The sequence below is a fragment of the Pseudomonas sp. DF11 genome, from assembly GCF_058148565.1.
In genome coordinates this window covers 488,149-514,284 of the sequence record NZ_JBYVYN010000003.1, presented here as the reverse complement: position 1 = coordinate 514,284, position 26,136 = coordinate 488,149, and the positions used below count along the sequence as shown (strand labels likewise).

Below are 26,136 nucleotides of genomic sequence, written 5' to 3'. Positions count from 1 at the left end.
GTTGTCCACCCTCGCGATAAATCGGGCCGTTGCTCTATGATCGGCCCGAGTTCTTTTCTCTATTGAGCCTTAACCATGAATCAGAACGCTGAATATTCCGCGGTCAATGACGCGGTGCGCGGGCAGTTTTTCCGTCGTGTCTGGCAAATGACCACGCCATACTGGCGCAGTGAGGAGAAGGGCAAGGCCTGGACGTTGTTGATCGCTGTCATCGCGCTGTCGCTGTTCAGCGTGGCGATCTCGGTGTGGATCAACAGTTGGTACAAGGATTTCTACAACGCCCTGCAAGAGAAGGACAGCGCGGCGTTCTGGCAGTTGATCCTGTATTTCTGCGGCATCGCGGCGGTGGCGATCCTCGGTGCGGTGTACCGCTTGTACCTGACGCAGATGCTCACCATTCGCTGGCGGGCCTGGCTGACGGAGCAGCACTTTGCCCGTTGGCTGAATGACAAGAACTATTACCGGCTGGAGCAGGGCGGTTATACCGATAACCCGGACCAGCGGATTTCCGAAGACCTCAACAGCTTCACCACCAATACCCTGAGCCTGGGCTTGGGGCTGCTGCGTACCGTGGTCAGCCTGGTGTCGTTCTCGATCATTTTGTGGGGCGTTTCGGGCAGTATCGAAGTGTTTGGCTACACCATCCCGGGCTACATGTTCTGGTGCGCCCTGGTGTACGCGGCGGTGGGCAGTTGGCTGACGCACCTGATCGGTCGTCGCCTGATCACCCTGAACAACAACCAGCAACGTTTCGAAGCCGACCTGCGTTTCTCCATGGTACGGGTGCGCGAGAACGCCGAAAGCATTGCGCTGTACAACGGCGAACCGAACGAGAACCGTCGCCTGAGCGGGCGTTTCGGCCTGGTCTGGCATAACTTCTGGGACATCATGCGGGTGTCCAAGCGCCTGACGTTCTTCACCTCCGGCTATGGCCAGATCGCCATCATCTTCCCGTTCATCGTCGCCGCGCCGCGTTACTTTGCCGGCAAGATCCAGCTGGGCGAACTCATGCAGATCAACTCGGCGTTCGGCAATGTGCAGGAGAACTTCAGCTGGTTTATCAGTGCCTACGCCGACCTCGCCGCGTGGCGCGCCACCTGTGATCGTCTGCTGAGCTTCCGTCAGGCCATGAGCGACAACGAAGACCGTGTGCCGGCCATCGATGTGCAAAACCAGGGCGACGCATTGAAGGTGCGCAACCTGGGGCTGGACCTGGCTGACGGTCGTCATCTGCTCAGCGACGCCGACATGACGGTGGAGCCAGGTGAGCGGGTGATGCTCAGTGGGCGTTCGGGCAGTGGTAAATCCACGCTGTTTCGCGCAATGGGGCATTTGTGGCCCGCTGGGCATGGCCATATTCTTCTGCCGGCGGCGCGTTATCTGTTCCTACCGCAAAAGCCTTATCTGCCGATTGGCAGCCTGCGAGAAGTGCTGAGTTATCCACAGGCCGGGGATATCTACCCCAACGAACGTTATGCACAGGTGCTGGAAACCTGCCGCCTGCCGCACCTGATCCCACGGCTGGATGAAAGCAACCACTGGCAGCGCATGCTCTCGCCCGGCGAGCAACAACGCCTGGCCTTTGCCCGTGCATTGCTTTACGCACCGCAATGGTTGTACATGGACGAAGCCACGTCGGCGATGGATGAAGAAGACGAGGCGACGCTGTACCAGGCGCTGATCGACCAGTTGCCAGGCTTGAGCATTGTCAGCGTCGGCCACCGAAGCAGTTTGAAACGTTTCCACCCGCGACATGTGCGGATCGAAAGTGGCCAACTGGTGGAGCGCACCGTGACCGCCTGAACACCGTAAAACCTGTGGGAGCGCGAAGGCGGTAGGTCAGTTGGTATTGATGTATCGGACACACCGCTTTCGCGAGCAAGCCCGCTCCCACACTGGATTTGTGTTGATCATGATATTTAGCTGCGCAACCGATCCAATGTGGGAGCGAGCCTGCTCGCGATGAAGGCGACTCGGTGTCAGCATCCGACTCGCCACCGCACTCACGGTGATCATACAACCACGTTGCGCTATGATGATGTCATTCAGCCGCTTGCCGAGACACAGACACAATGGAAAACCCGATCGACGTACCCCGCCTTCCCCGCAAGCGCCGCAGCCTGGCGCAGGAGCTGGTGACGGTGCTGACCGAGCAGATTCGCGACGGTCTGCTCAAGCGTGGCGATAAACTGCCCACCGAGTCGGCGATCATGGAAGCCCATGGCGTCAGCCGCACCGTGGTGCGCGAGGCGATTTCCCGGTTGCAGGCTGCCGGCCAGGTGGAAACCCGCCACGGCATCGGCACCTTCGTGCTGGACACCCCGAGCCCGAGCGGTTTCCGCATCGACCCGGCCACGGTGGTCACCTTGCGGGACGTGCTGGCGATCCTGGAGTTGCGCATCAGCCTGGAAGTGGAGTCCGCCGGGCTGGCGGCGCAGCGCCGTAGCGACCAGCAACTGGCGACGATGCGCGCCGCCCTCGATGCCTTGAAGGAAAGCGCCGCCCACGCCAGCGACGCGGTGGCTTCGGACTTCGCCTTCCACCTGGAAATCGCCCTGTCCACCGGCAACCGTTACTTCACCGACATCATGACCCACCTGGGCACCAGCATCATTCCGCGTACCCGGCTGAACTCGGCGCGCCTGGCCCACGACGACCACCAGCACTACATGGATCGCCTGAGCCGCGAACACGAGGAAATCTACGAAGCCATCGCCCGCCAGGACTCCGACGCGGCCCGAGCGGCCATGCGCCTGCACCTGACCAACAGCCGTGAGCGGCTGCGCCAGGCCCATGAAGAGGCGCAGGCGCAGGGTTAGGTTCTGCCAGTTGAGAAGAGGTGAGTCACTGTTCTGTCTGGACCGGGGCTTGATTTCTGTGGCGAGGGGATTTATCCCCGCTGGGCTGCGAAGCAGCCCCAAAGCAGTCGACCCGATCCTGATATCCAGAGATGTCAGTTTGGGAGCGCTTCGCGCCCCAGCGGGGATAAATTCCCTCGCCACAAGAGAATGGTGTCTGGCTTTGTATCTGGGTGTCTGTCTGATAGTAGGCGATCAGCCTTATGCCTCAACCCGCAACATTTGCGGCTCGGATTGATCGTTGTCCCAGCCGGCCTCGTAACTGACCTCGTAACGAAGCTCAACCAATTTGCTTTCGAATGCCATCAAGTCGGCGTTGGTTAAAGTCAATGTCACATCCTTGCGTGGCGTAGACTCCTCGCCCTCAGTCAGGGCGGCAAAAGTGCCCACATGCTTGGAGTCGAGGGTCAATCGGGCTGACGAGTTCGGTTCGAAATCTGCATTCGGAATCTCTATGGTCAACGTCTCGATCTTCGACAAGCTGATCGTGACCTCTTCATTGGCTGGAAAATCCTGAAGAGTGGGCTTCGCATACGTCGTCATGATGTCACTCCCTGTGAGGCGGCCCTGATCGTCGCGTACGGGCGGGCTCACTCAAAAGATTGAGAAGAACTACGGCCAGGCATTGCACGGCCATGTCTGGGTTATGCCCCCTTGCCGTGACGGCGCCAACTGGCAGAGTTGACAGTGGCGATGAATGGTCCCGTGGCTCGACCTGCGAGTTCCATCCTCTTCCAATCCTCTTCAAAGCCCCGATTTACAAGGATTCGCGGCAACCCCTCGACGCATCGGCACCCGACAAAAGATGAAATGCAGTTGACGTTCCTATTTTAAGTTGTACGATGACCTACAACTTCTGGCCGAAGCTTAACCATTTCATACACATCATTTGCGTCCCAGGGTGTTCGAATAATGAATCCACAAGAACTGAAGTCCATCCTCTCGTCTGGCCTGCTGTCGTTCCCGGTCACCGATTTCACGGCCCAAGGCGATTTCAATCGCGACAGCTACATCAAGCGCCTCGAGTGGCTGGCCCCGTATGGCGCCTCTGCATTGTTCGCAGCGGGCGGCACCGGTGAATTCTTCTCCCTGGCCGCCAGCGAGTATTCGCAAGTCATCAAGACCGCTGTCGATACCTGCGCCACCAGCGTGCCAATCCTTGCCGGTGTCGGCGGTGCGACTCGCCAGGCCATCGAATACGCCCAAGAAGCCGAGCGCCTGGGGGCCAAAGGCCTGTTGCTGCTGCCGCATTACCTGACCGAAGCCAGCCAGGACGGCGTTGCCGCCCACGTTGAAGCCGTGTGCAAATCGGTAAAAATCGGCGTGGTGGTGTACAACCGCAACGTCTGCCGCCTGAACGCCACTCAGTTGGAACAACTGGCCGAGCGTTGCCCGAACCTGATCGGCTACAAGGATGGCCTGGGCGATATCGAACTGATGGTGTCGATCCGTCGTCGTCTTGGCGATCGCTTCAGCTACCTGGGCGGCCTGCCGACCGCCGAAGTCTATGCCGCGGCTTACAAGGCCCTGGGCGTACCGGTTTACTCCTCGGCAGTGTTCAACTTCATCCCGAAAACCGCGATGGACTTCTACCACGCCATTGCCCGCGACGATCACCAGACCGTCGGCAAGATCATCGACGACTTCTTCCTGCCATACCTGGACATCCGCAACCGCAAGGCCGGTTACGCGGTGAGCATCGTCAAGGCCGGCGCGAAGATCGTCGGTTATGACGCTGGCCCGGTGCGCACCCCACTGACCGATCTGCTGCCAGAAGAATACGACGCCCTGGCCGCGCTGATCGACAAGCAAGGCAAGCAGTAACCGACCCGACAAGGCCGCTGATCAATCAGCGGCTTTTTGCAAGGCTTGATCGTTCCCACACCCCGCATGGGAATGCAGCCAGGGACGCTCTGCGTTCCTAGACAGCTTTTGTAAAAGGAGTAGCTCCGTGGCAGATGCAAAGCGTTTCGATAACTACATCAACGGTCAGTGGGTGGCCGGTGCCGACTATTGCGCCAACATCAACCCGTCTGACTTGTCCGATGTCATCGGTGAATACGCCAAGGCTGACGCAGCGCAAGTCAATGCCGCCATCGAAGCCGCCCGCGCCGCCTTCCCGGCCTGGTCGACCTCGGGCATTCAGGCCCGTCACGATGCGTTGGACAAAGTCGGCAGCGAGATCCTCGCCCGCCGTGAAGAACTCGGCCAACTGCTGGCCCGGGAAGAGGGCAAGACCCTGCCCGAAGCCATCGGCGAAGTGACCCGCGCCGGCAACATCTTCAAATTCTTCGCCGGCGAATGCCTGCGCCTGTCGGGCGATTACGTGCCGTCGGTGCGCCCGGGCGTCAACGTCGAAGTGACCCGCGAAGCCCTCGGTGTGGTCGGCCTGATCACCCCGTGGAACTTCCCGATCGCCATCCCCGCCTGGAAAATCGCCCCGGCCCTGGCCTACGGCAACTGCGTGGTGATCAAGCCTGCCGAGTTGGTGCCGGGCTGTGCCTGGGCCCTGGCCGAGATCATTTCCCGCGCCGGTTTCCCGGCCGGTGCGTTCAACCTGGTCATGGGCAGCGGCCGTGTGGTTGGTGAAGCGCTGGTCAACAGCCCGAAAGTCGACGGCATCAGCTTCACCGGTTCGGTGGGAGTGGGTCGGCAGATCGCCGTCAACTGCGTGTCGCGCCAGGCCAAGGTGCAGTTGGAGATGGGCGGCAAGAACCCGCAGATCATCCTCGATGACGCCGACCTCAAGCAGGCCGTCGAACTGGCGGTGCAGAGCGCCTTCTACTCCACCGGCCAACGTTGCACGGCTTCGAGCCGCCTGATCGTCACCGCCGGCATCCACGACAAGTTCGTCGCGGCCATGGCCGAGCGCATGCAGTCGATCAAGGTTGGTCATGCCTTGAAGGCGGGCACTGACATCGGCCCGGTGGTTTCCGAAGCCCAGCTCAACCAGGACCTGAAGTACATCGACATTGGCCAGAGCGAAGGTGCGCGACTGGTCAGCGGCGGTGGCCTGGTGACGTGCGACACCGAAGGTTATTTCCTGGCGCCGACCTTGTTCGCCGACAGCGAGGCCTCGATGCGCATCAGTCGCGAAGAGATCTTCGGCCCGGTGGCCAACGTTGTACGTGTGGCCGACTACGAGGCGGCGCTGGCGATGGCCAACGACACCGAGTTCGGTCTGTCCGCCGGTATCGCCACCACCTCGTTGAAGTATGCCAACCACTTCAAGCGCCATTCCCAGGCGGGCATGGTGATGGTCAACCTGCCGACCGCCGGCGTGGATTACCACGTGCCATTCGGCGGGCGCAAAGGCTCGTCCTATGGTTCGCGTGAGCAAGGTCGCTACGCGCAAGAGTTCTACACCGTGGTGAAGACCTCTTACATCGGATCATAAACGCAACACCGGCCGGCGCTGGATTTCCAGCCCCGGCCGTACAATCTGCTGACCCGCATAAAAATAAATAGTGGGAGTACTTTTACATGCAAGCGACCAAGCCGACTCACGTCCGCTATTTGATCCTGCTCATGCTGTTTTTGGTGACGACGATCAACTATGCCGACCGTGCCACCATCGCCATCGCAGGCTCCAGCCTGCAAAAAGACCTCGGCATCGACGCCGTCACCCTCGGTTATATCTTCTCCGCTTTTGGTTGGGCCTACGTGGCCGGGCAGATTCCCGGCGGCTGGCTGCTCGACCGTTTCGGGTCGAAGAAAATCTATGCCTTGAGCATTTTCACCTGGTCGCTGTTTACCGTGCTGCAAGGCTATGTCGGTGAATTCGGCCTGTCCACGGCCGTGGTTGCGCTGTTCATGCTGCGCTTCCTGGTAGGGCTGGCCGAAGCGCCGTCCTTCCCCGGCAACGCGCGGATCGTCGCCGCCTGGTTCCCAACCGCAGAACGCGGCACCGCCTCGGCGATCTTCAACTCGGCGCAGTATTTCGCCACTGTGTTGTTCGCACCGCTGATGGGCTGGATCGTCTACCGCTTCGGCTGGCAGCACGTGTTCATCGTGATGGGTGTGATCGGCATCGTGTTCTCGCTGATCTGGCTGAAAGTGATCTACAGCCCGCGCCAGCACCCGATGATCAACGAGGCCGAGTTCAATCACATCGCCGCCAACGGCGCGATGGTCGATATGGACCAGGACAAGGGCAAGGATAAGAAAACCGACGGTCCGAAGTGGGACTACATTCGCCAACTGCTGACCAACCGCATGATGCTCGGCGTGTACCTGGGCCAATACTGCATCAACGGTATCACCTACTTCTTCCTGACCTGGTTCCCGGTGTACCTGGTGCAAGAGCGCGGCATGACCATCCTCAAGGCCGGTTTCATCGCGTCCTTGCCGGCGATCTGCGGTTTCATCGGTGGTGTGTTGGGCGGGGTGATTTCCGACTACCTGTTGCGCAAGGGCCACTCGCTGACCTTCGCCCGCAAGACGCCGATCATTGCCGGCCTGCTGGTGTCCAGCAGCATCGTGGCGTGCAACTACGTCGACATCGAATGGATGGTAGTGGGCTTCATGGCCCTGGCCTTCTTCGGTAAAGGCGTCGGCGCACTGGGCTGGGCCGTGGTCTCCGATACGTCGCCAAAACAGATCGCTGGCCTGAGCGGTGGCCTGTTCAACACCTTCGGTAACCTGGCATCGATCACGACGCCAATCGTCATCGGCTACATCATCAGCGCCACCGGTTCGTTCAAGTGGGCACTGGTGTTCGTCGGTTGCAACGCGCTGGTGGCGGTGTTCAGCTACTTGGTCATCGTCGGGCCGATCAAGCGTGTCGTGCTCAAGGAACCCACGGCCAAGGATGCCGAGATCTCCAGCCTGTCTGAAGCTAAATCCTGAAGGAGCGGCATCGATGCAACTGATTGAACATGCCGATTCGCCTCGTTACATCCGCCTGCACGAGCGGGACAACGTGGTGATCGTCGTCAATGACCAGGGCGTACCGGCCGGGACCGAGTTCCCGGATGGCCTGGTCACCGTCGACTTTGTGCCACAGAGCCATAAGGTCACCCTGGAAGACATTCCCGAGGGCGGCGAGGTGATCCGCTACGGCCAGGTCATTGGCTACGCGCTGCAACCGATCCCCCGTGGCAGCTGGGTCAAGGAAGACCAGCTGCGCATGCCCACCGCGCCGCCGCTGGATAGCCTGCCGCTGTCCACCGACGTGCCAGCGGCCGATGCGCCGCTGGAGGGCTACACCTTCGAGGGTTATCGCAACGCCGACGGTACCGTCGGCACGCGCAACATCCTCGGCATCACCACCACGGTGCAGTGCGTGACCGGGGTGCTGGACCATGCGGTCAAGCGCATCAAGGACGAGCTGCTGCCCAAGTACCCGAACGTCGATGACGTGGTGGCGCTGACCCACAGCTACGGCTGCGGCGTGGCGATCACCGCCACCGACGCCTACATCCCGATCCGCACCGTGCGTAACCTGGCGCGCAACCCGAACCTGGGTGGCGAAGCATTGGTGATCAGCCTGGGCTGCGAGAAATTGCAGGCCGGGCAGGTGATGCATGAGAACGACAGTTCGGTGGATCTCAGCGAGCCGTGGTTGTATCGCTTGCAGGATTCCAGTCATGGCTTCACCGAAATGATCGAACAGATCATGGAACTGGCCGAGACCCGCTTGAAGAAGCTCGACCAGCGCCGCCGCGAAACCGTGCCGGCCTCGGAGCTGATCCTGGGCATGCAGTGCGGCGGCAGCGATGCGTTTTCCGGCATCACCGCCAACCCGGCGCTGGGCTATGCCTCGGACTTGCTGTTGCGCGCGGGGGCGACGGTGATGTTTTCCGAAGTCACCGAAGTGCGTGATGCGATCTACCTGTTGACCTCCCGGGCACAAACCCGGGAAGTCGCCCAGGAATTGGTGCGCGAGATGGACTGGTACGACCGTTACCTGGCCAAGGGCGAGGCCGATCGCAGCGCCAACACCACACCGGGAAACAAGAAGGGCGGGCTGTCGAACATCGTCGAAAAATCCCTGGGCTCGATCGTCAAGTCGGGCAGTAGCGCGATCAATGGCGTGCTTGGCCCGGGCGAGCGGTTCAAGCAAAAGGGCCTGATCTTCTGCGCCACACCGGCCAGTGATTTCGTCTGCGGTACGCTGCAACTGGCGGCGGGGATGAACCTGCACGTCTTCACCACCGGCCGTGGCACGCCGTATGGTTTGGCCATGGCCCCCGTGGTGAAGGTTTCGACCCGCACCGAACTGGCCCAGCGCTGGCCGGACCTGATCGACATCGACGCCGGCCGGATCGCCACCGGACGCGCGACGATCGAAGAGCTGGGCTGGGAGCTGTTCCACTATTACCTGGACGTGGCCAGCGGCAAGAAACAGACCTGGGCTGAACGGCACAAGCTGTACAACGACATCACGTTGTTCAACCCGGCGCCGATTACTTGATCCGTTGACCACTGAGCCAGTGTGGGAGCGAGCCTGCTCGCGATAGCGGAGGTTCAGCTTGCATTGATGTTGGATGTGCCGACGTCTTCGCGAGCAAGCCCGCTCCCACAGGGAATGTGAGGTGAATGCGGATTCTGTACCCGCCGCCGATCCAGTGTGGGAACGAGCTTGCTCGCGATAGCGGAGGTCCAGCTTGGATTGATGTTGCATGTGCCGCCGCTATCGCGAGCAGGCTCGCTCCCACAGGGACTGGAGTGAATTCAGTTTCTGTGAGCACCCTGGAAAAATGTGGGAGCGAGCCTGCTCGCGATAACGCTCTACCAGACGCCAATGCCGTGAGTGGCTTATCATTAGCCACCTAACGACGCCCCTCTGAAGGTCCCCGGCATGCTGGCAATTTTCCTCGAAACCCTGAACGTCACCGCGCCGGTGTTTGCCATGCTGTTTCTGGGGGTGTTGCTCAAGCGCATCGACTGGATCAACGACAACTTCATCCACATCGCCTCGTCCCTGGTCTTCAACGCCACCATGCCGGCGTTGTTGTTCCTCGGCATCCTCCATGCCGACTTGCACGCGGCGTTGCAGCCTGACCTGCTGATCTATTTCTCCGTCGCGACCCTGGCGAGTTTTGCCATGGCGTGGGGCTGGGCTATCTGGCGTTGCCCGCGCGAGGATCGCGGCATCTATACCCAAGGCGCGTTTCGCGGCAACAACGGGGTGATCGGCCTGGCGCTGGCGGCGAGCATGTACGGCGACTACGGGATTTCCCTGGGGGCGATTCTCGCGGCGCTGGTAATCCTGTTCTACAACACCCTGTCGACCATCGTGCTGGCGGTCTACAGCCCGGTGATCAAGTCCGACCCATGGAGCATCTGCAAAAGCGTGATCAGCAACCCGTTGATCATCAGCGTGATTGTCGCCACGCCGTTCGCCTATTGGCAGATCGGCCTGCCGAACTGGTTCGAGACCTCGGCCAACTACCTGTCGCAAATGACCTTGCCCCTGGCGCTGATCTGCATCGGCGGCACGCTTTCGCTGGCGGCCTTGCGCAAGAGCGGCAAGATGGCCTTGAGTTCGAGCCTGGTGAAAATGGTCGGTTTGCCGCTGCTGACGACTCTGGGCGCCTGGCTTTGGGGCTTTCGTGGGGCAGAGTTGGGGATCCTGTTCCTGTACTTCGGCAGCCCCACCGCTGCCGCCAGCTTCGTCATGGCCCGGGCGGCCGAGGGCAACCATGAGCTGGCGGCGGCGATCATCGTCATCACCACGTTGATGGCGGCGATTACCACCAACCTGGGGATTTTTGTGTTGCAGTGGGGTGGGTGGATTTAATTCCGCGGCTTGTTCGTGTTGTAACGGCAGAATGGCCTGGGTGGTGGCTCATTGGTATCATTGTCGCAGGACTTAACCACGCAGCCACAAGGAAGACCCTGTGATCTCTTTTAAAGAGGCTTTTTCATCCCTCGGGTACGAACCCCGCTCCATTCTCCTGGCCAATGGATTCTCCCAGGCCTGGAACAGCAATATCTTCAGTTATAAAAGCCTCTTTTCCAGTGCTCAGTTCGGTGTAAGAGAACGGATCGTCAGGCGCATTTTTGACACGTTCAAGACGTATGACTTTGAGAAAATCATGAAGAAGCTGATTGCGACTGAAGAGATCCTCAAGGTTTACAACGCCGATCCTGCCCTGATAAGCGAAGTCCAAATGGATCAGGAGGTCATCAAGAACGCCCTGATAGAAGTGATCTCCAGGACCCATCCCGAGCTACCCCACGACGTCACCGATGCGCAGTATGTGGCGGTCCGAAAGTTTCTCCAGCCATTCAATGAAGTATTTACCCTTAACTACGACCTGCTGTTTTATTGGGCCAGGAACAAGGCTGGTCTCGAGCCGGAAGACTACGAGACAGACGACGGCTTTCGCTGGGGCCAGGTATGGGAAGGACCTGCTACGCAGAATGTGCATTTTCTTCACGGGGGGCTGCATATCTACGATACTCAAGCCGGTGTGAAGAAACATGCTTTTACCGAGCAGGGCGAGTCGATTATCGAGCAAGTGAAATGGAACATGGGGAACAAGCGCTTTCCTACCTTCGTTTCAGAGCCCACCCATGAACGAAAGCGCGTCAGGATCCAGCACAACCCTTATCTCAGTTACTGTTTTGATCGGTTGGGCGAATTGGAAGGTGCATTGTTCATCTATGGGCATTCCTTCGATGTAAATGACCGGCACATCTTTGATCAGATAAGAAATAGCCGGGTGCATAAAGTTTTTGTGAGTGTCTATGGTGACGAGCACAGCGAGGACAATGATTTGATGAAGGGGCGGGCCCAGGCTTACCTGGGGGCGCACCGGGTCGAGTTTTTCCAGGCTGAAAGTGCTCGGGTCTGGCGCTGATCCAGAGAACCGGGACAGGCGTGACACACCACGCCTGTCACTTGTTTTTCCTTCTACGGCTCATACGCCTCGATCACTTCCTGCGCCGCCCGAAACGCATCGATTGCCGCCGGCACGCCCGCATACACCGCGCAATGCAGCAGCGCCTCGCGAATCTCTTCTACCGTGCAGCCATTGTTCAGCGCGCCACGCACGTGGCCTTTCAATTCCTGCGGGCATTTGAGGGCGGTGAGGGCGGCCAGGGTGATCAGGCTGCGGGTCTTCAGCGGCAGGCCTTCGCGGCTCCAGACGCTGCCCCAGGCATGTTCGTTGACGAAGTCCTGCAACGGTTGGGTGAATTCGGTGGCGTTGCCCAGGGCGCGGTCGACGAATGCGTCGCCCATGACCTGGCGACGCATGTCCAGGCCGGTCTTTGGAGTGTCGGTCATGGCAAATCCCTCTTGTGATGTTGGCGGCGCCAGGCGCGCAGGGAGGTGAACAGCAAAAACGCGAGCAGGGCCGGCAGCACATAGAACAGCATCAGCCGTTCCAGTTGGCCGGCCAGGGGCATGCCGGTGGTGAACGACACCACGTGCAACCCATAGGCCAGGTACAAGCCCAGGAACAACAGGCCTTCGGCGCGGGTGACACGATAACCGGAATAGAACACCGGCAGGCACAACACGGCGACGCCGAGCATCACCGGCAGGTCGAAATCCAGGGCGTTGGGCGAGACCGACAGTGGCGTGGGCGCGGCCAGGGCCGTCACCCCCAGTACGCCCAGCAGGTTAAACAGGTTGCTGCCGATCACGTTGCCTACCGCGATATCCCGTTGGCCCCGCAGGGCGGCGATCAGCGAGGTGGCGAGTTCTGGCAGCGAGGTACTGATGGCGACGATGGTCAGGCCGATGACGCGTTCCGACAGCCCCAGGTCCGTCGCCACTTCCACCGCCGCCCCCAGCAGCAGGTGCCCGGCGAAAACCAGCATCGCCAGGCCCGGCACGATCATCGCCAGGCTTTTTGGCCAGGATATCTGCGCCACGTCGATACCCACCGCGTGCGGTCGCCCCGAGTGCCGCGATTGGCGCAGTAACAGGCCCAGGTACACCGCCAGGGCTATCAGCAGCAGAACGCCGTCCAGTCGGGTCAGTTCCTCGTTCCAGGCCAGCACGAACACCAACAGGCTGGCACCGATCATCAACGGGATGTCCAGGCGCACCAGTTGGCGTGAGACACGCAACGGAATGATCAGCGCCGACAGCCCGAGGGTGACGAGGATGTTGAAGATGCCGCTGCCGATCACGCTGCCCACGGCGATGTCGGCGTTCTGCGCCAGGGTTGCCTGCAGGCTGACGGCCATTTGCGGCGCGCTGCTGCCGAAGGCGACGACGCTCAGGCCGATGATCAGCGGCCGGACTTGCAAGCGTGCCGCCAGGCCCACGGCGGCGCGCACCAGCAGTTCGGCGCCGCCAATCAACAACAGCAGGGCGCCGAACAATTCGATCAGGCTGAGCAGCGGTAGGGCGGTGAGTAGGGAAATGGCCGGGCTCCGTCTATCAATCGTCGAGGGCTTGCACGCGCACCCGTGCGGTGCCGCTGCGCAACATGCCCAGTTGCTCGGCGGCTTCGCGGGACACGTCGATCAAACGGCCTCGGGAGTATGGGCCACGGTCGTTGATGCGCACCACCACGCTGTTATTGTTGCCCAGGTTGGTGATCTTCACCCGTGTGCCGAACGGCAACTGGCGATGGGCGGCGGTCAGGCCGTGCTGGTCGAAACGCTCGCCGCTGGCGGTGCGCTTGCCGTGGTGCCTGGAGCCGTAATAAGAGGCGACGCCGGTCTGGTCGTAGCCGTGTGGATCGACCGTCCCGCTCTGGCTGGCGCAACCGGCCAGCAAGGACAGCAGGGCGCAGGCGCCGAGCAGACGCTTCATGTAGGGTTTTCCAACTACAGATAGGGGAACTGGCCAGTGGGAGTAAAGCCTGTGGGAGCAAAGCTTGCTCGCGACGAACGATAACGCGGTCCACTGATGGATCGAGGTGTCTTCATCGCGAGCAAGCTTTGCTCCCACAGGCTCGCTCCCGTAAGGGCGAAGGGAGCCAGGCTTGAAATCTGGCTCCATGGCAATCAGCCCTCGAGCTTGCTTTTGAGCAGTTCGTTGACCTGTTGCGGGTTGGCCTTGCCCTTGGAGGCTTTCATGGCCTGGCCGACGAAGAAGCCGAACATCTTGCCGCGCTTGGCTTCGTCTGCCGCACGGTACTGTTCGACCTGCTCGGCGTTGGCCGCGAGCATTTCATCGAGCACGGCGCTGATCGCACCAGTGTCGGTGACTTGCTTCAGGCCGCGCTTCTCGATGATCTCGTCGGCGCTGCCCTCACCATTGGCCATGGCTTCGAAGACCATCTTGGCGATCTTGCCGGAGATGGTGTTGTCCTTGATCCGAACCAGCATGCCGCCCAGTTGCTCGGCCGAGACCGGCGACTGGTCGATTTCCAGGCCCTGTTTGTTCAACAGGCTGCCTAACTCCACCATCACCCAGTTGGCCGCCAGCTTGGCGTCACCGCCGATGCTCACGACTTTTTCGAAGTAATCGGCTTGTTCGCGGCTGGTGGCCAGGACGTTGGCGTCATAGCTCGACAGCCCGAACTGCGCCTGGAAGCGCTCGCGTTTCTGCGGCGGCAGTTCCGGCAGGGTGGCGCGCACGTCATTGAGGAACGAGTCCTCGATGACCACCGGCAGCAGGTCCGGGTCGGGGAAGTAACGGTAGTCGTTGGCTTCTTCCTTGCTGCGCATCGGACGGGTCTCGTCCTTGTTCGGGTCGTACAGGCGGGTCTGCTGGATGACCTTGCCGCCGTCCTCGATCAGTTCGATCTGGCGCTGGATCTCGCTGTTGATCGCCTTCTCGATGAAGCGGAACGAGTTGACGTTCTTGATCTCGCAGCGGGTGCCGAATTCGACCTGGCCCTTGGGCCGGATCGACACGTTGCAGTCGCAGCGCAGCGAGCCTTCGGCCATGTTGCCGTCGCAGATGCCCAGGTAACGCACCAGCGCGTGGATCGCCTTGACGTAGGCCACGGCTTCCTTGGCGCTGCGCATGTCCGGTTCGGAGACGATTTCCAGCAGCGGCGTGCCGGCACGGTTCAGGTCGATGCCGGTGGCGCCGTTGAACTCTTCGTGCAGGCTCTTGCCGGCGTCTTCTTCCAGGTGCGCCCGGGTGATGCCGACGCGCTTGACCGTGCCGTCTTCCAGGGCGATGTCCAGGTGGCCCTTGCCGACAATCGGCAATTCCATCTGGCTGATCTGGTAGCCCTTGGGCAGGTCCGGGTAGAAGTAGTTCTTGCGGGCGAACACGTTGTGCTGGCCGATTTCGGCGTCAATCGCCAGGCCGAACATCACCGCCATGCGCACCGCTTCGGCGTTGAGCACTGGCAGCACGCCGGGCATGCCCAGGTCGACCAGGCTGGCCTGGGTGTTGGGCTCGGAGCCGAACGTGGTGGAGCTACCGGAAAAGATTTTCGACCGGGTGGTGAGCTGGGTATGAATCTCCAGCCCGATCACGACTTCCCATTGCATGTGTTTCTCCTCAGAAGCCGGTTGGGGTGCGGGTGTGCCAGTCAGTGTTCAACTGATACTGATGGGCAACGTTCAACAGGCGGCCTTCCTGGAAATACGGCGCGAGCAGCTGTACGCCCACCGGCAGGCCATCGACGAAGCCGGCCGGCATGGACAGGCCCGGCAAGCCGGCGAGGTTGGCGGTGATGGTGTAGACGTCTTCCAGGTACTCGGCCACCGGGTCGCTGTTCTTGGCGCCGAGTTTCCAGGCCGGGTTCGGCGTGGTCGGGCCGAGGATGATGTCGACTTCGTTGAAGGCGGCCATGAAGTCGTTCTTCACCAGGCGGCGGATTTTCTGCGCCTTGAGGTAGTAGGCATCGTAGTAGCCGGCGGACAGCGCGTAGGCGCCGACCATGATCCGGCGCTGCACTTCGGCGCCGAAGCCTTCGCCACGGGAACGCTTATACAGGTCCATCAGGTTTTCCGGGTTCTCGCAGCGATAACCGAAGCGCACGCCGTCGAAGCGCGACAGGTTCGAGGACGCTTCCGCCGGGGCGATCACGTAGTACGCGGGAATCGCATGCTGCATGTTCGGCAGGCTGATTTCCTTGATGACCGCGCCGAGCTTCTCCAGCTCCTTGACGCTGTTGTGGACCAGCTCGGCGATGCGCGGGTCGAGACCGGCGCTGAAGTATTCCTTCGGTACGCCGATGCGCAGGCCTTGCAGCGAGCCATTGAGGCTGGCGCTGTAGTCCGGCACCGGTTCATCGATGCTGGTGGAATCGTTCGGGTCGAAGCCAGCCATGCCTTGCAGCAGGATCGCGCAGTCTTCGGCGGTGCGCGCCAGCGGGCCACCCTGGTCGAGGCTGGAGGCGTAGGCGATCATGCCCCAGCGCGAGACGCGACCGTAGGTCGGCTTCAGGCCGGTGAGGTTGGTGAACGCGGCTGGCTGGCGAATCGAGCCACCGGTATCGGTGGCGGTGGCGGCCGGCAACAGGCGCGCGGCCACGGCGGCGGCGGAACCGCCGGACGAACCGCCCGGTACGTGTTCCAGGTTCCATGGGTTCTTCACTGCGCCGTAGTAGCTCGACTCGTTGGCCGAACCCATGGCGAATTCGTCCATGTTGGTCTTGCCCAGGGTCACGGTGCCGGCGGCGGCCAGCTTGGCGACCACGGTGGCATCGTACGGGGCCTTGAAGTTGTCGAGCATCTTCGAGCCGCAGCTGGTACGGATGCCCTGGGTGCAGAACAGGTCTTTATGGGCAATCGGCGCACCGAGCAGGGCGCCGCTCTCACCGTTGGCGCGCCGGGCGTCGGCGGCCTTGGCCTGGCCCAGGGCCAATTCTTCGGTGAGGCTGATGAAGCTGTTGAGCTGCGGGTCGAGCTGGGCGATGCGCGCCAGCAGGACCTTGGTCAGTTCTTCGGAGGAAAACTTCTTGTCGGCGAGTCCGCGGGCGATCTCGGCCAGGGTCATGTGATGCATGAGAGGCTCTTTCCCTTTAGTCGATGACTTTCGGAACCAGGTACAGGCCGTTTTCGACCGCTGGTGCGATGGACTGGTAGGCCTCGCGGTGATTGGACTCGGTCACGACGTCGGCGCGCAGGCGCTGGCTGGCTTCCAGTGGGTGAGCCAGTGGTTCGATGCCGTCGGTATTGACCGCCTGCATCTCGTCGACCAGCCCCAGAATGCTGTTCAGGGCAGAAGTGATGTGTGGAAGATCGGCTTCATTGAGGCCCAGACAGGCCAGATGAGCGATTTTTTCCACGTCGGAGCGTTCAAGCGCCATGGGATTCTCCAGTGGAAAACAAAACGGACGCAGTCTGTCCGTGTGTTAGATTGTCGGAACACTACCGCATTTCTACGGCCTTACGGCCGCGATTGTGGGGTTTGGTGCACAGAAAAGCGGCCAATTTAACATATTGGCGCCTTGCCCAAAATCCCTGTCGTTGTTAGAGTTTGCCGCACTTTTTTACCCACGCGTTGCCTAGGGTCCCTTTCCCATGTTCAAGAAACTGCGTGGCATGTTTTCCAGCGATCTCTCCATTGACCTGGGCACTGCCAACACCCTTATTTACGTGCGCGAGCGCGGTATCGTCCTGAATGAACCCTCGGTCGTGGCCATCCGCACCCACGGTAACCAGAAGAGCGTCGTGGCTGTCGGCACCGAAGCCAAGCGCATGCTGGGCCGTACACCGGGCAACATCGCGGCCATTCGCCCGATGAAAGACGGCGTGATCGCCGACTTCAGCGTCTGCGAAAAGATGCTGCAGTACTTCATCAACAAGGTTCACGAAAACAGCTTCCTGCAGCCCAGCCCTCGTGTGCTGATCTGCGTTCCATGCAAGTCCACCCAGGTCGAGCGTCGCGCTATCCGTGAATCGGCCCTCGGTGCCGGTGCCCGTGAAGTGTTCCTGATCGAAGAACCCATGGCCGCTGCCATCGGTGCCGGTCTGCCGGTGGAAGAAGCCCGCGGCTCGATGGTCGTCGACATCGGTGGTGGTACCACTGAAATCGCGCTGATCTCCCTCAACGGTGTGGTCTATGCCGAATCCGTGCGTGTGGGCGGCGACCGTTTCGACGAAGCGATCATCACTTATGTGCGTCGCAACTACGGCAGCCTGATCGGCGAATCCACCGCCGAGCGTATCAAGCAGGAAATCGGCACGGCCTACCCGGGCGGTGAAGTGCGTGAAGTCGACGTACGCGGTCGCAACCTGGCCGAAGGCGTTCCACGGGCCTTTACCCTCAACTCCAACGAAGTGCTCGAAGCGCTGCAAGAGTCGCTGGCGACCATCGTCCAGGCCGTCAAGAGCGCCCTGGAGCAGTCGCCGCCGGAGCTGGCATCGGATATCGCCGAGCGCGGCCTGGTGCTGACCGGTGGTGGTGCATTGTTGCGCGACCTCGACAAACTGCTGGCCCAGGAAACCGGCCTGCCGGTGATCGTGGCCGAAGACCCGTTGACCTGCGTTGCTCGCGGCGGTGGCCGTGCATTGGAAATGATGGACAAGCACACCATGGACCTGCTCTCCAGCGAGTAAGTTGGCTGGATCGTCTATGTTGTTCGCTCCCGGGCAGCACTTTGCAGTGCTGCCCGTTGGCGTTTATCTTCTGTCATTCGTATCCAGGCCGGTTTGATGCCGTATGAATAAAGAAAACATTTGCCTGGGAGGAGCGGCCTATTAAACCGCTTTTCGCCAAAGGCCCCTCATTGGGTGTGCGCCTGTTGGTGCTGACCGTGCTATCGGTCGCGCTGATGGTGGTCGATGCCCGTTTCACGGTGCTCAAGCCAGTGCGCAGCCAGATGTCGCTGGTGTTGATGGAATCCTACTGGATCACCGATCTGCCGCAGCGGTTGTGGCAAGGTGTGGCCAGTCAGTTTGGCAGCCGGACCGAGCTGGTCGCCGAAAACGAAAAACTCAAGACCGAAAACCTGCTGTTGCAGGGACGCATGCAGAAGCTGGCGGCCCTCACCGAGCAGAACGTTCGGCTGCGCGAGTTGCTCAACTCTTCCGCGCTGGTCAACGAGAAGGTCGAAGTGGCCGAGTTGATTGGCATGGACCCCAATCCCTTCACCCACCGCATCCTGATCAACAAGGGCGAGCGTGACGGCGTGGTCCTCGGCCAACCGGTGCTCGATGCCCGTGGCCTGATGGGCCAGGTGGTGGAGTTGATGCCCTATACCTCCCGCGTCCTGTTGCTGACCGATACCACCCACAGCATTCCGGTGCAGGTCAACCGCAACGGCCTGCGGGCGATCGCCAGCGGCACCGGCAACCCGGAACGTCTGGAGCTGCGGCACGTGGCCGATACCGCCGACATCAAGGAAGGCGACCTGCTGGTCAGCTCCGGCCTTGGCCAGCGCTTCCCGGCTGGGTATCCGGTGGCGACGGTCAAGGAAGTCATTCATGACTCCGGCCAGCCGTTCGCCATCGTGCGCGCGGTGCCGACGGCGGCCCTGAATCGCAGCCGCTACCTGCTGCTGGTCTTCAGCGACAACCGTACCCCGGAAGAGCGGGCCAACGATGCCGCCGCGGCCCAGGAAGCCCAGGACCGGCAGGGCGGTGATTCGGTCGCCCCGGCGCCAGCAGTTCCGGTGCCAGTCCCTGCCACCGTGCCAAAACCACAAGCGCCTGCATCGGCTGCACCGGCACCCGCGCCGGCTGCTGCACCGGCTACACCCGCTGCGAAACCGACCCGTTCGAGCACTCACGCGCCGGCGTCCCAGCCTGCCCGGCCCGCCGCCAAGCCGCCAGCCTCCACGCCGGACACCGCGCCAGCCACCAGGGGAGCACGAGAAGAATGAGCAGTACCCAATCCGGTAACGGCTGGATGGTCTGGCTGACCTTCGCCATCGGCCTGTTGCTCAGCGTTTCACCGCTACCACAGTTCATGGAAATCCTGCGCCCACTGTGGCTGGCCCTGTTACTGGCCTTCTGGGCACTGGCCTTGCCGCACAAGGTCGGCATGGTCACCGCCTGGTGCCTGGGCCTGGCCGAGGATGTGCTCTATGGCACGCTGTTGGGGCAGAACGCGCTGATCCTGACGCTGATCACCTTCCTGGTGCTGTCGCTGCAACAACGCCTGCGGATGTTCCCCATGTGGCAACAGTGCCTGGTGATCCTGGTGATCTTCGGCCTGGCGCAACTGGTGCAACTGTGGCTCAGCGCACTGACCGGCAATCGTCAGCCGACCCTGGCCCTGGTGCTGCCAGCCCTGGTCAGTGCCTTGCTCTGGCCTTGGGTCAGCTTCGGTTTGCGTGGCCTGCGCCTGCGTTTCAAAATCAACTGATTCGGTCAGGCATTGGCCTTGATAGGGAGATGTCTTGATGAAGCCGCTTTACCTCGCCTCTGGCTCGCCGCGTCGGCGTGAGCTGCTCACGCAGATCGGCGTGCCGTTCACCGCCGTCAGCGCGGACATCGACGAAACTCCTCTGGCTCACGAAACCCCATCGGCTTATGTCGAGCGCCTGGCGCGCAGCAAGGCCGAGGCCGGGCGACGCGCCTTGCACGCCGATGTGGATGGCTGCGTGCTAGGCGCGGACACCGCCGTGGTGCTGGACGGACGGATTCTCGGCAAGCCACTGGACCAGGCCGAGGCCATGACGATGCTCTTGAGCCTGTCCGGTCGCGAACATGAAGTATTGACCGCCATCGCGGTGCTGGATGGGCAACGTTGTGAGTCCCGCGTTGTCAGCAGTCGAGTGCGCTTTCGCTCCATCACTGAACAAGAGGCCGCCGCCTATTGGGCCAGCGGCGAACCCCGGGACAAGGCTGGCGGCTACGGTATCCAGGGGCTGGGCGCGGTGTTCGTCGCCGGGCTTGAAGGCAGTTATTCGGCCGTGGTCGGCCTGCCGCTGTGCGAAACCGCAGAACTACTGGGCCATTTCGGCATACCCTGTTGGCAAACCTTGAGCGCGCTGAGCGCCGTCTGACTGATGCGGCCATAATCGTGAACATGCCTGAACGAGACCCTGCCATGAGTGAAGAGATCCTGATCAACATCACGCCGATGGAATCGCGCGTGGCGGTGGTTGAAAACGGTGTGCTGCAAGAGGTCCACGTCGAGCGCACGCAAAAGCGTGGCATCGTCGGCAATATCTACAAGGGCAAGGTGGTACGGGTGCTGCCGGGCATGCAGGCGGCCTTCGTCGACATCGGCCTGGACCGCGCGGCATTCATTCATGCCTCGGAAATTTCCATGCGCGAAGGGCCGGCCGTGGAGAGCATCAGCGCGCTGGTCCATGAGGGCCAGAGCCTGGTGGTGCAGGTCACCAAGGACCCCATCGGCTCCAAGGGCGCGCGCCTGACCACGCAACTGTCGATTCCGTCGCGCTACCTGGTGTACATGCCGCGTACCGCCCACGTTGGCATTTCCCTGAAGATCGAAGACGAAACCGAACGCGAGCGCCTCAAGCAGGTGGTCAGCGACTGCGTGGAAAAAGAAGGCATCAAGGAAGCCGGTGGTTTCATCCTGCGCACCGCCGCCGAAGGGGCCGGGGCCGATGAGATCCTCATGGACATCCGCTACCTGCGCAGGCTTTGGGACCAGATCGCCGCGCAGATCAAGACCATCGCCACTCCCAGCGTGATCTACGAAGACCTGGGCCTGGCGCTGCGTACGCTGCGGGACCTGGTCAGCCCCAAAATCGAGAAAATCCGCATCGACTCCCGGGAAACCTTCCAGAAGACCACCCAATTCGTCGCCGAACTGATGCCGGAAATCGCCGACCGCCTCGAGCATTATCCTGGCGAGCGGCCGATTTTCGACCTGTATGGCGTCGAGGACGAAATCCAGAAAGCCCTGGAGCGCAAGGTTCCGCTCAAGTCCGGCGGTTACCTGGTGGTCGATCCGGCCGAAGCCATGAGCACCATCGACGTCAACACCGGGGCATTCGTCGGCCATCGCAACCTGGAAGAAACCATCTTCAAGACCAACCTGGAAGCCGCCACCGCTATCGCCCGGCAACTGCGCCTGCGCAACCTGGGCGGGATCATCATCATCGACTTCATCGACATGGAAGATGAAGAGCACCAGCGCCAGGTGCTGCGGACCCTGGAAAAACAACTCGAACGCGATCACGCCAAGACCAACATCATCGGTATCACCGAGCTGGGCCTGGTGCAGATGACCCGCAAGCGCACCCGTGAAAGCCTCGAACAGGTGCTGTGCGAACCGTGCAGCAGTTGCCAGGGCCGCGGCAAGCTCAAGACCCCGGAAACCGTGTGTTACGAAATCTTCCGCGAAATCCTCCGGGAGGCGCGCGCCTATCAGGCGACAGGCTATAGAGTGTTGGCCAACCAGAAAGTGGTGGACCGCCTGCTCGACGAAGAGTCAGGTAATGTCGCGGAGTTGGAAGCATTTATCGGGCGCACGATTCGCTTCCAGGTGGAAACCATGTATTCCCAGGAACAATACGACGTGGTGTTGCTCTGAAGAGCTTGGGAAGCGGCGGGCCCGCGGATTTGATTGTTTTTGCCAGGGGAGCCCACTGACATGGAGCGTCTGACACGCATGATGGCGACGCTGACCCGTTGGGGGCTGGGCCTGTGCGCGCTGCTGTTGGTGCTGCTGGCGTTGTACGTCAGCCTCGGTCGCGAGCTGGTCCCGCTGGTCGCCGAGTACCGCGTCGAGGTCGAGAACCGGGCCGGCGCAGCCCTCGGCATGCCCGTGCACGTCGGCAGCCTCGACGGTAGCTGGAGCGGGCTGGCGCCGATCCTGGCGGCACGCGATGTAGTGGTTGGCGAGGGCCCCAACGCCTTGCACCTGGACCAGGTGCGGGCTGTACCTGACCTGTGGGACAGCCTGTTGGCACGTCAGGTGCGCATCGCCCACCTGGAAGTCAGTGGCCTGAAGATCAGCCTCAAGGAGGGTGCCGACGGCAAATGGGCCCTGGAAGGCTTGCCGGTGCAGGATGATCAACCCCTAGATCCGCAGCAATTGCTCGAACGCATGCAAATGGTTTCCAAGCTCTCGGTGCTCGATAGCCAGGTGACCTTGCAACCCGTCGAGCAACCACCGCTGACCCTGACCTACGTCGGCTTGAGCCTGCGCATCGGCGCCACCCGCCAGCGCCTGGATGCCCGCCTGACCCTGCCGGACGGCCAGCCGGTGGCGATCAACCTGCGTACCCGCCTGCGCGCCAGCGACTGGAAGAATGGTCAGGCCGATGCCTACCTGAGCCTGCCGCAAAGCGACTGGTCCAAATGGTTGCCGAAACGCCTGACCCAGCAATGGAATTTCTCCCAGATCAAGGCCGGCGGCGAGTTCTGGCTCAGTTGGGCCGAGGGGACGGTGCAAAGTGCGGCCATGCGCTTGAACGCGCCGCAGCTCCAGGGCGCCTATGGCGAACGCAAGCCTGTGCAGATCCACAACCTGGCCCTCAACGGCTATTTCCAGCGCGGCAGCCAAGGGTTCACCGCAACCTTCGATTCCCTGGCGATGAACCTGGGCGAGACCCGCTGGGAATCACGCCTGCAACTGCAGCAGAGTGCCGCCACCGAAAAGACCGAGGAGCGCTGGCATCTGCAGGCCGACCGCCTCGACTTGACCCCTCTCACACCTTTGCTCAATGCCCTGGCACCGCTGCCCGAGGGCTTGGCGACGACCATTGACCGTCTCAAGGTGACCGGTGGCCTGCGCAACGTGTTGCTCGACTACCGGCCGCAGAACACCGGTGACCAGAAAATCAGCTTCGCCACCAACCTGGACACCGTGGGCTTTGATGCCTATCGCGGTGCCCCGGCGGCGCGCAACGTCTCCGGGAGCCTGAGTGGCGACCTGGGCGGCGGCGAGCTGCGCATGGACAGCAAGGACTTTTCCCTGCACCTGGACCCGATCTTCGCCAAGCCCTGGCAATACCTGCAGGCCAACGCCCGGTTGACCTGGAAGCTCGACAAGCAAGGCTTCACCCTGATCGCGCCGTATTTGAAGGTGCTGGGCGAGGAGGGCCGGATTGCCGGCGACTTCCTGATCCGCCTGCATTTCGACCACAGCCAGGAAGACTACATGGACCTGCGGGTCGGCCTGGTGGACGGCGATGGACGCTACACCGCCAAGTACCTGCCGGCGGTCCTCAGCCCGGCGCTGGATGAGTGGCTGCGCACGGCAATCGTCAAGGGCGCGGTGGACGAGGGCTTTTTCCAGTATCAAGGCTCGCTCAATCACGGTGCCGGGGATGCGGCGCGCAGTATCAGCCTGTTTTTCAAGGTGCATGACGCCGAACTGGCGTTCCAGCCGGGCTGGCCTTCGGTCAGCAAGGTCAGCGGCGATGTCTTCGTCGAAGACAGCGGCGTGCGCATCTTCGCCAGCCAAGGGCAACTGCTCGATACCCAGGTCAAGGATGTGTCGGTGAACATTCCCCATGTACCGGCCGGGCAGAGTTCTCATCTGCTGCTGGACGGCGGGTTCGCCGGAGGGCTGGGCGACGGTCTGAAAATCCTCCAGACGGCACCGATCGGGACCGCCGAGACGTTCGCCGGCTGGGAGGGCGAGGGCGACCTGCAAGGCAGCGTGAAGCTCGACATCCCGCTGGTCAAAGGCGAGCAACCGAAGATCCTGGTGGACTTCGCCACCGACAAGGCCCGCCTCAAGCTCAGCGAACCGGCGTTGGAACTGACTCAGCTCAAGGGCGATTTCCGCTTCGACAGCAACAAGGGCTTGAGCGGCAAGGGCATCAGCGCCCGGGCATTCGACCGGCCCGTAACTGCGCAGATTTTCGCCGAGGGCCGTGCCGGTGCGCTCAATACACGGGTCACCGCTTCCGGGCAGGTGGAGATCAAAAAGCTCAGCGATTGGCTGAGTGTCAGCCAGCCGTTGCCGGTATCCGGTGTCGTGCCCTACCAATTGCAAGTGATCCTCGACGGCGCCGACAGCCAGCTGTCGGTCAGCTCCAACCTCAAGGGTGTGGCAGTCGACCTGCCGGCACCTTTTGGCATGGCCGCCGATGTCGGGCGCGACACGGTGTTTCGCATGACCCTGCAAGGACCGGAGCGGCGTTATTGGGTCGATTATGGCGATCTGGCCAGTTTCACTTACGCCGCGCCGAGCGGGAAAATCGCCGACGGTCGCGGCGAGTTGTTGCTGGGGGCCGGTGATGCGGTCCTGCCAGGGGCCAAGGGGGTGCGACTGCGCGGCAAACTGTCGGAACTGGACGTAAGCCCCTGGCAGGACCTGGTGAACAAATACGCCGGTCAGGACCCTGGCGGCAGCGCCAAGCAACTGCTCAGCAGCGTCGATCTGAGCGTCGGCAAGCTCACGGCCATGGGCACCACCCTGGACCAGGCGTCGGTGCAACTGGACCGCAAGGCGGACGCCTGGGCCTTGCGCCTCGACAGCCAGCAGGCCAAGGGCAACGTCAGCCTGCCGGATGCGAAGGCCGCCCCGATTGGTATCAAGCTTGATTATGTTCGCCTGCCGGCCACAGATCCGACGGTCCAGGCGGATGAAAACGCACCGGACCCCTTGGCGTCGGTCGATCCCGGAAAAATCCCGGCCATGGATATTGCCATCGATCAATTGTTCCAGGGCCCCGATATTATCGGCGCGTGGTCGTTGAAAGTACGCCCGACCGCCAAGGGCATCGCGCTGAACAATCTGGACATGGGCCTCAAGGGCATGGTGTTGAACGGCAGTGGCGGCTGGGAAGGCGTGCCCGGTTCCACCAGTAGCTGGTACAAGGGCCGTATCAGCGGCAAGAACCTGGGCGATGTGCTCAAGGGCTGGGGCTTTGCCCCGAGCGTGACCAGCCAGGAATTCCGCCTGGATGTCGATGGTCGCTGGCCCGGTTCGCCGGCGTGGGTTGCCACCAAGCGCTTTTCCGGCAGCCTCGACGCGTCGCTGAGCAAGGGTCAGTTCGTTGAAGTCGAAGGCAGCGCCCAGGCGTTGCGGGTATTTGGCCTGCTGAACTTCAACTCCATCGGCCGACGCTTGCGCCTGGACTTCTCCGACCTGTTCGGCAAGGGCTTGAGCTACGACCGGGTCAAAGGGCTGCTGGTGGCGAGCGACGGGGTGTACGTGACCCGCGAACCCATTACCTTGACCGGGCCGTCGAGTAACCTGGAACTCAACGGCACACTGGACATGGTGGCCGACCGGGTCGACGCCAAGCTGCTGGTGACGCTGCCGGTGACCAACAACCTGCCGATCGCCGCGCTGATCGTTGGCGCACCGGCGGTAGGTGGGGCACTGTTTCTGATCGACAAACTGATCGGTGACCGCGTTGCGCGATTTGCCAGCGTAAGATACGACGTCAAGGGGCCGTGGAAAGAGCCGAAGATTACCTTCGATAAGCCGTTCTAATGGACGATGGGTATCCCTTTTGTGGGAGCGGGCTTGCTCGCGAAAGCGTCGGCACTTTCAATATTGATGTGACAGACACACCGCTTTCGCGAGCAAGCCCGCTCCCACAGGGAACTATGCAAAAGTGAGGGAAGCACC

The 26,136-nt window shown here is 61.7% G+C and carries 21 protein-coding genes; 14 read left to right on the top strand and 7 right to left on the bottom strand.

The window, feature by feature from the left end:
* Positions 1–75 precede the first annotated feature (75 nt).
* Both AC30D9_RS12810 and AC30D9_RS12805 read left to right on the top strand, forming a co-directional pair.
* Complete coding sequence (locus AC30D9_RS12810) at positions 76–1,803, top strand: ABC transporter ATP-binding protein/permease (protein ID WP_307575614.1); 1,728 nt, start codon at positions 76–78, stop codon at positions 1,801–1,803.
* A gap of 269 nt (positions 1,804–2,072) precedes the next feature.
* Positions 2,073–2,819 (top strand): FadR/GntR family transcriptional regulator, encoded by a 747-nt coding sequence (locus tag AC30D9_RS12805; protein WP_134922829.1) that lies wholly within the window; start codon positions 2,073–2,075, stop codon positions 2,817–2,819.
* Positions 2,820–3,059: 240 nt separating this feature from the next.
* Here the strand turns inward: AC30D9_RS12805 and AC30D9_RS12800 are convergent, their stop codons facing one another.
* Positions 3,060–3,401: a hypothetical protein gene (locus AC30D9_RS12800; RefSeq protein ID WP_490144142.1), complete on the bottom strand. Its 342-nt coding sequence runs from the start codon at positions 3,399–3,401 to the stop codon at positions 3,060–3,062.
* A 369-nt stretch (positions 3,402–3,770) separates the two neighbouring features.
* On the opposite strand from AC30D9_RS12800, the gene kdgD reads away from it, so the two are divergent.
* The 6 genes from kdgD to AC30D9_RS12770 all read left to right on the top strand — a co-directional run bounded on the left by kdgD (position 3,771) and on the right by AC30D9_RS12770 (position 11,668).
* A complete protein-coding gene (gene kdgD / locus AC30D9_RS12795; protein WP_307575610.1) occupies positions 3,771–4,682 on the top strand; it encodes a 5-dehydro-4-deoxyglucarate dehydratase in 912 nt (303 codons plus the stop codon).
* A 127-nt stretch (positions 4,683–4,809) separates the two neighbouring features.
* Positions 4,810–6,255, top strand: a complete 1,446-nt coding sequence (locus AC30D9_RS12790) for an aldehyde dehydrogenase family protein (RefSeq protein ID WP_134922833.1) — start codon at positions 4,810–4,812, stop codon at positions 6,253–6,255.
* An 86-nt stretch (positions 6,256–6,341) separates the two neighbouring features.
* Complete coding sequence (locus AC30D9_RS12785) at positions 6,342–7,706, top strand: MFS transporter (protein WP_134922834.1); 1,365 nt, start codon at positions 6,342–6,344, stop codon at positions 7,704–7,706.
* Between the two features lie 13 nt (positions 7,707–7,719).
* Complete coding sequence (gene garD / locus AC30D9_RS12780; protein WP_210642836.1) at positions 7,720–9,273, top strand: galactarate dehydratase; 1,554 nt, start codon at positions 7,720–7,722, stop codon at positions 9,271–9,273.
* A gap of 387 nt (positions 9,274–9,660) precedes the next feature.
* Positions 9,661–10,602 carry an AEC family transporter gene (locus AC30D9_RS12775; RefSeq protein ID WP_134922836.1) on the top strand — a complete coding sequence of 314 codons (942 nt, stop codon included), beginning with the start codon at positions 9,661–9,663 and terminating at the stop codon, positions 10,600–10,602.
* A 100-nt stretch (positions 10,603–10,702) separates the two neighbouring features.
* Positions 10,703–11,668 (top strand): DUF4917 family protein, encoded by a 966-nt coding sequence (locus AC30D9_RS12770; RefSeq protein ID WP_490144141.1) that lies wholly within the window; start codon positions 10,703–10,705, stop codon positions 11,666–11,668.
* A 53-nt stretch (positions 11,669–11,721) separates the two neighbouring features.
* Here the strand turns inward: AC30D9_RS12770 and AC30D9_RS12765 are convergent, their stop codons facing one another.
* The 6 genes from AC30D9_RS12765 to gatC all read right to left on the bottom strand — a co-directional run bounded on the left by AC30D9_RS12765 (position 11,722) and on the right by gatC (position 16,987).
* Positions 11,722–12,096, bottom strand: coding sequence for a carboxymuconolactone decarboxylase family protein (locus tag AC30D9_RS12765; protein WP_490144140.1), 375 nt, complete (start codon positions 12,094–12,096; stop codon positions 11,722–11,724).
* A complete protein-coding gene (locus AC30D9_RS12760) occupies positions 12,093–13,154 on the bottom strand; it encodes a calcium/sodium antiporter (protein ID WP_307576200.1) in 1,062 nt (353 codons plus the stop codon). Before AC30D9_RS12760 ends, AC30D9_RS12765 begins: the two co-directional genes overlap by 4 nt.
* 49 nt (positions 13,155–13,203) lie before the next feature.
* The gene (locus AC30D9_RS12755) at positions 13,204–13,581 is read right to left on the bottom strand and encodes a septal ring lytic transglycosylase RlpA family protein (protein ID WP_490144139.1); all 378 of its coding nucleotides are present in this window, start codon (positions 13,579–13,581) and stop codon (positions 13,204–13,206) included.
* 194 nt (positions 13,582–13,775) lie between these two features.
* The gene (gene gatB / locus AC30D9_RS12750; protein ID WP_134922838.1) at positions 13,776–15,221 is read right to left on the bottom strand and encodes an Asp-tRNA(Asn)/Glu-tRNA(Gln) amidotransferase subunit GatB; all 1,446 of its coding nucleotides are present in this window, start codon (positions 15,219–15,221) and stop codon (positions 13,776–13,778) included.
* Between the two features lie 10 nt (positions 15,222–15,231).
* The gene (gatA, locus tag AC30D9_RS12745) at positions 15,232–16,683 is read right to left on the bottom strand and encodes an Asp-tRNA(Asn)/Glu-tRNA(Gln) amidotransferase subunit GatA (RefSeq protein WP_490144138.1); all 1,452 of its coding nucleotides are present in this window, start codon (positions 16,681–16,683) and stop codon (positions 15,232–15,234) included.
* Between the two features lie 16 nt (positions 16,684–16,699).
* A complete protein-coding gene (gatC, locus tag AC30D9_RS12740) occupies positions 16,700–16,987 on the bottom strand; it encodes an Asp-tRNA(Asn)/Glu-tRNA(Gln) amidotransferase subunit GatC (RefSeq protein WP_003197816.1) in 288 nt (95 codons plus the stop codon).
* 214 nt (positions 16,988–17,201) lie between these two features.
* Between gatC and mreB the strand changes: the two genes are divergently transcribed.
* The 6 genes from mreB (at position 17,202) to AC30D9_RS12710 (ending at position 25,998) form a co-directional block, all read left to right on the top strand.
* Positions 17,202–18,239, top strand: a complete 1,038-nt coding sequence (mreB, locus tag AC30D9_RS12735) for a rod shape-determining protein MreB (protein ID WP_002555108.1) — start codon at positions 17,202–17,204, stop codon at positions 18,237–18,239.
* Positions 18,240–18,409: 170 nt separating this feature from the next.
* Positions 18,410–19,504, top strand: coding sequence for a rod shape-determining protein MreC (gene mreC, locus AC30D9_RS12730; RefSeq protein WP_490144137.1), 1,095 nt, complete (start codon positions 18,410–18,412; stop codon positions 19,502–19,504).
* On the top strand, positions 19,501–19,989 hold the full coding sequence (mreD, locus tag AC30D9_RS12725; RefSeq protein WP_003197820.1) for a rod shape-determining protein MreD: 489 nt from the start codon (positions 19,501–19,503) through the stop codon (positions 19,987–19,989). Before mreC ends, mreD begins: the two co-directional genes overlap by 4 nt.
* A gap of 37 nt (positions 19,990–20,026) precedes the next feature.
* Entirely contained in the window at positions 20,027–20,632 is a 606-nt protein-coding gene (locus tag AC30D9_RS12720; RefSeq protein ID WP_490144136.1) for a Maf family protein, read from the top strand.
* Positions 20,633–20,676: 44 nt separating this feature from the next.
* A complete protein-coding gene (rng, locus tag AC30D9_RS12715) occupies positions 20,677–22,134 on the top strand; it encodes a ribonuclease G (RefSeq protein ID WP_134922842.1) in 1,458 nt (485 codons plus the stop codon).
* A gap of 60 nt (positions 22,135–22,194) precedes the next feature.
* Positions 22,195–25,998: a YhdP family protein gene (locus AC30D9_RS12710; RefSeq protein WP_490144135.1), complete on the top strand. Its 3,804-nt coding sequence runs from the start codon at positions 22,195–22,197 to the stop codon at positions 25,996–25,998.
* The last annotated feature ends 138 nt before the right edge of the window (positions 25,999–26,136 follow it).

Coding starts and splice junctions, on each gene's coding strand:
- mreD (WP_003197820.1), top strand. CDS start 19,501: ATGAGCAGTACCCAATCCGGTAACGGCTGGATGGTCTGGCTGACCTTC.
- AC30D9_RS12720 (WP_490144136.1), top strand. CDS start 20,027: ATGAAGCCGCTTTACCTCGCCTCTGGCTCGCCGCGTCGGCGTGAGCTG.
- rng (WP_134922842.1), top strand. CDS start 20,677: ATGAGTGAAGAGATCCTGATCAACATCACGCCGATGGAATCGCGCGTG.
- AC30D9_RS12810 (WP_307575614.1), top strand. CDS start 76: ATGAATCAGAACGCTGAATATTCCGCGGTCAATGACGCGGTGCGCGGG.
- AC30D9_RS12785 (WP_134922834.1), top strand. CDS start 6,342: ATGCAAGCGACCAAGCCGACTCACGTCCGCTATTTGATCCTGCTCATG.
- garD (WP_210642836.1), top strand. CDS start 7,720: ATGCAACTGATTGAACATGCCGATTCGCCTCGTTACATCCGCCTGCAC.
- AC30D9_RS12805 (WP_134922829.1), top strand. CDS start 2,073: ATGGAAAACCCGATCGACGTACCCCGCCTTCCCCGCAAGCGCCGCAGC.
- AC30D9_RS12755 (WP_490144139.1), bottom strand. CDS start 13,581: ATGAAGCGTCTGCTCGGCGCCTGCGCCCTGCTGTCCTTGCTGGCCGGT.
- gatB (WP_134922838.1), bottom strand. CDS start 15,221: ATGCAATGGGAAGTCGTGATCGGGCTGGAGATTCATACCCAGCTCACC.
- mreB (WP_002555108.1), top strand. CDS start 17,202: ATGTTCAAGAAACTGCGTGGCATGTTTTCCAGCGATCTCTCCATTGAC.
- gatA (WP_490144138.1), bottom strand. CDS start 16,683: ATGCATCACATGACCCTGGCCGAGATCGCCCGCGGACTCGCCGACAAG.
- gatC (WP_003197816.1), bottom strand. CDS start 16,987: ATGGCGCTTGAACGCTCCGACGTGGAAAAAATCGCTCATCTGGCCTGT.
- kdgD (WP_307575610.1), top strand. CDS start 3,771: ATGAATCCACAAGAACTGAAGTCCATCCTCTCGTCTGGCCTGCTGTCG.
- AC30D9_RS12710 (WP_490144135.1), top strand. CDS start 22,195: ATGGAGCGTCTGACACGCATGATGGCGACGCTGACCCGTTGGGGGCTG.
- AC30D9_RS12765 (WP_490144140.1), bottom strand. CDS start 12,096: ATGACCGACACTCCAAAGACCGGCCTGGACATGCGTCGCCAGGTCATG.
- AC30D9_RS12775 (WP_134922836.1), top strand. CDS start 9,661: ATGCTGGCAATTTTCCTCGAAACCCTGAACGTCACCGCGCCGGTGTTT.
- AC30D9_RS12800 (WP_490144142.1), bottom strand. CDS start 3,401: ATGACGACGTATGCGAAGCCCACTCTTCAGGATTTTCCAGCCAATGAA.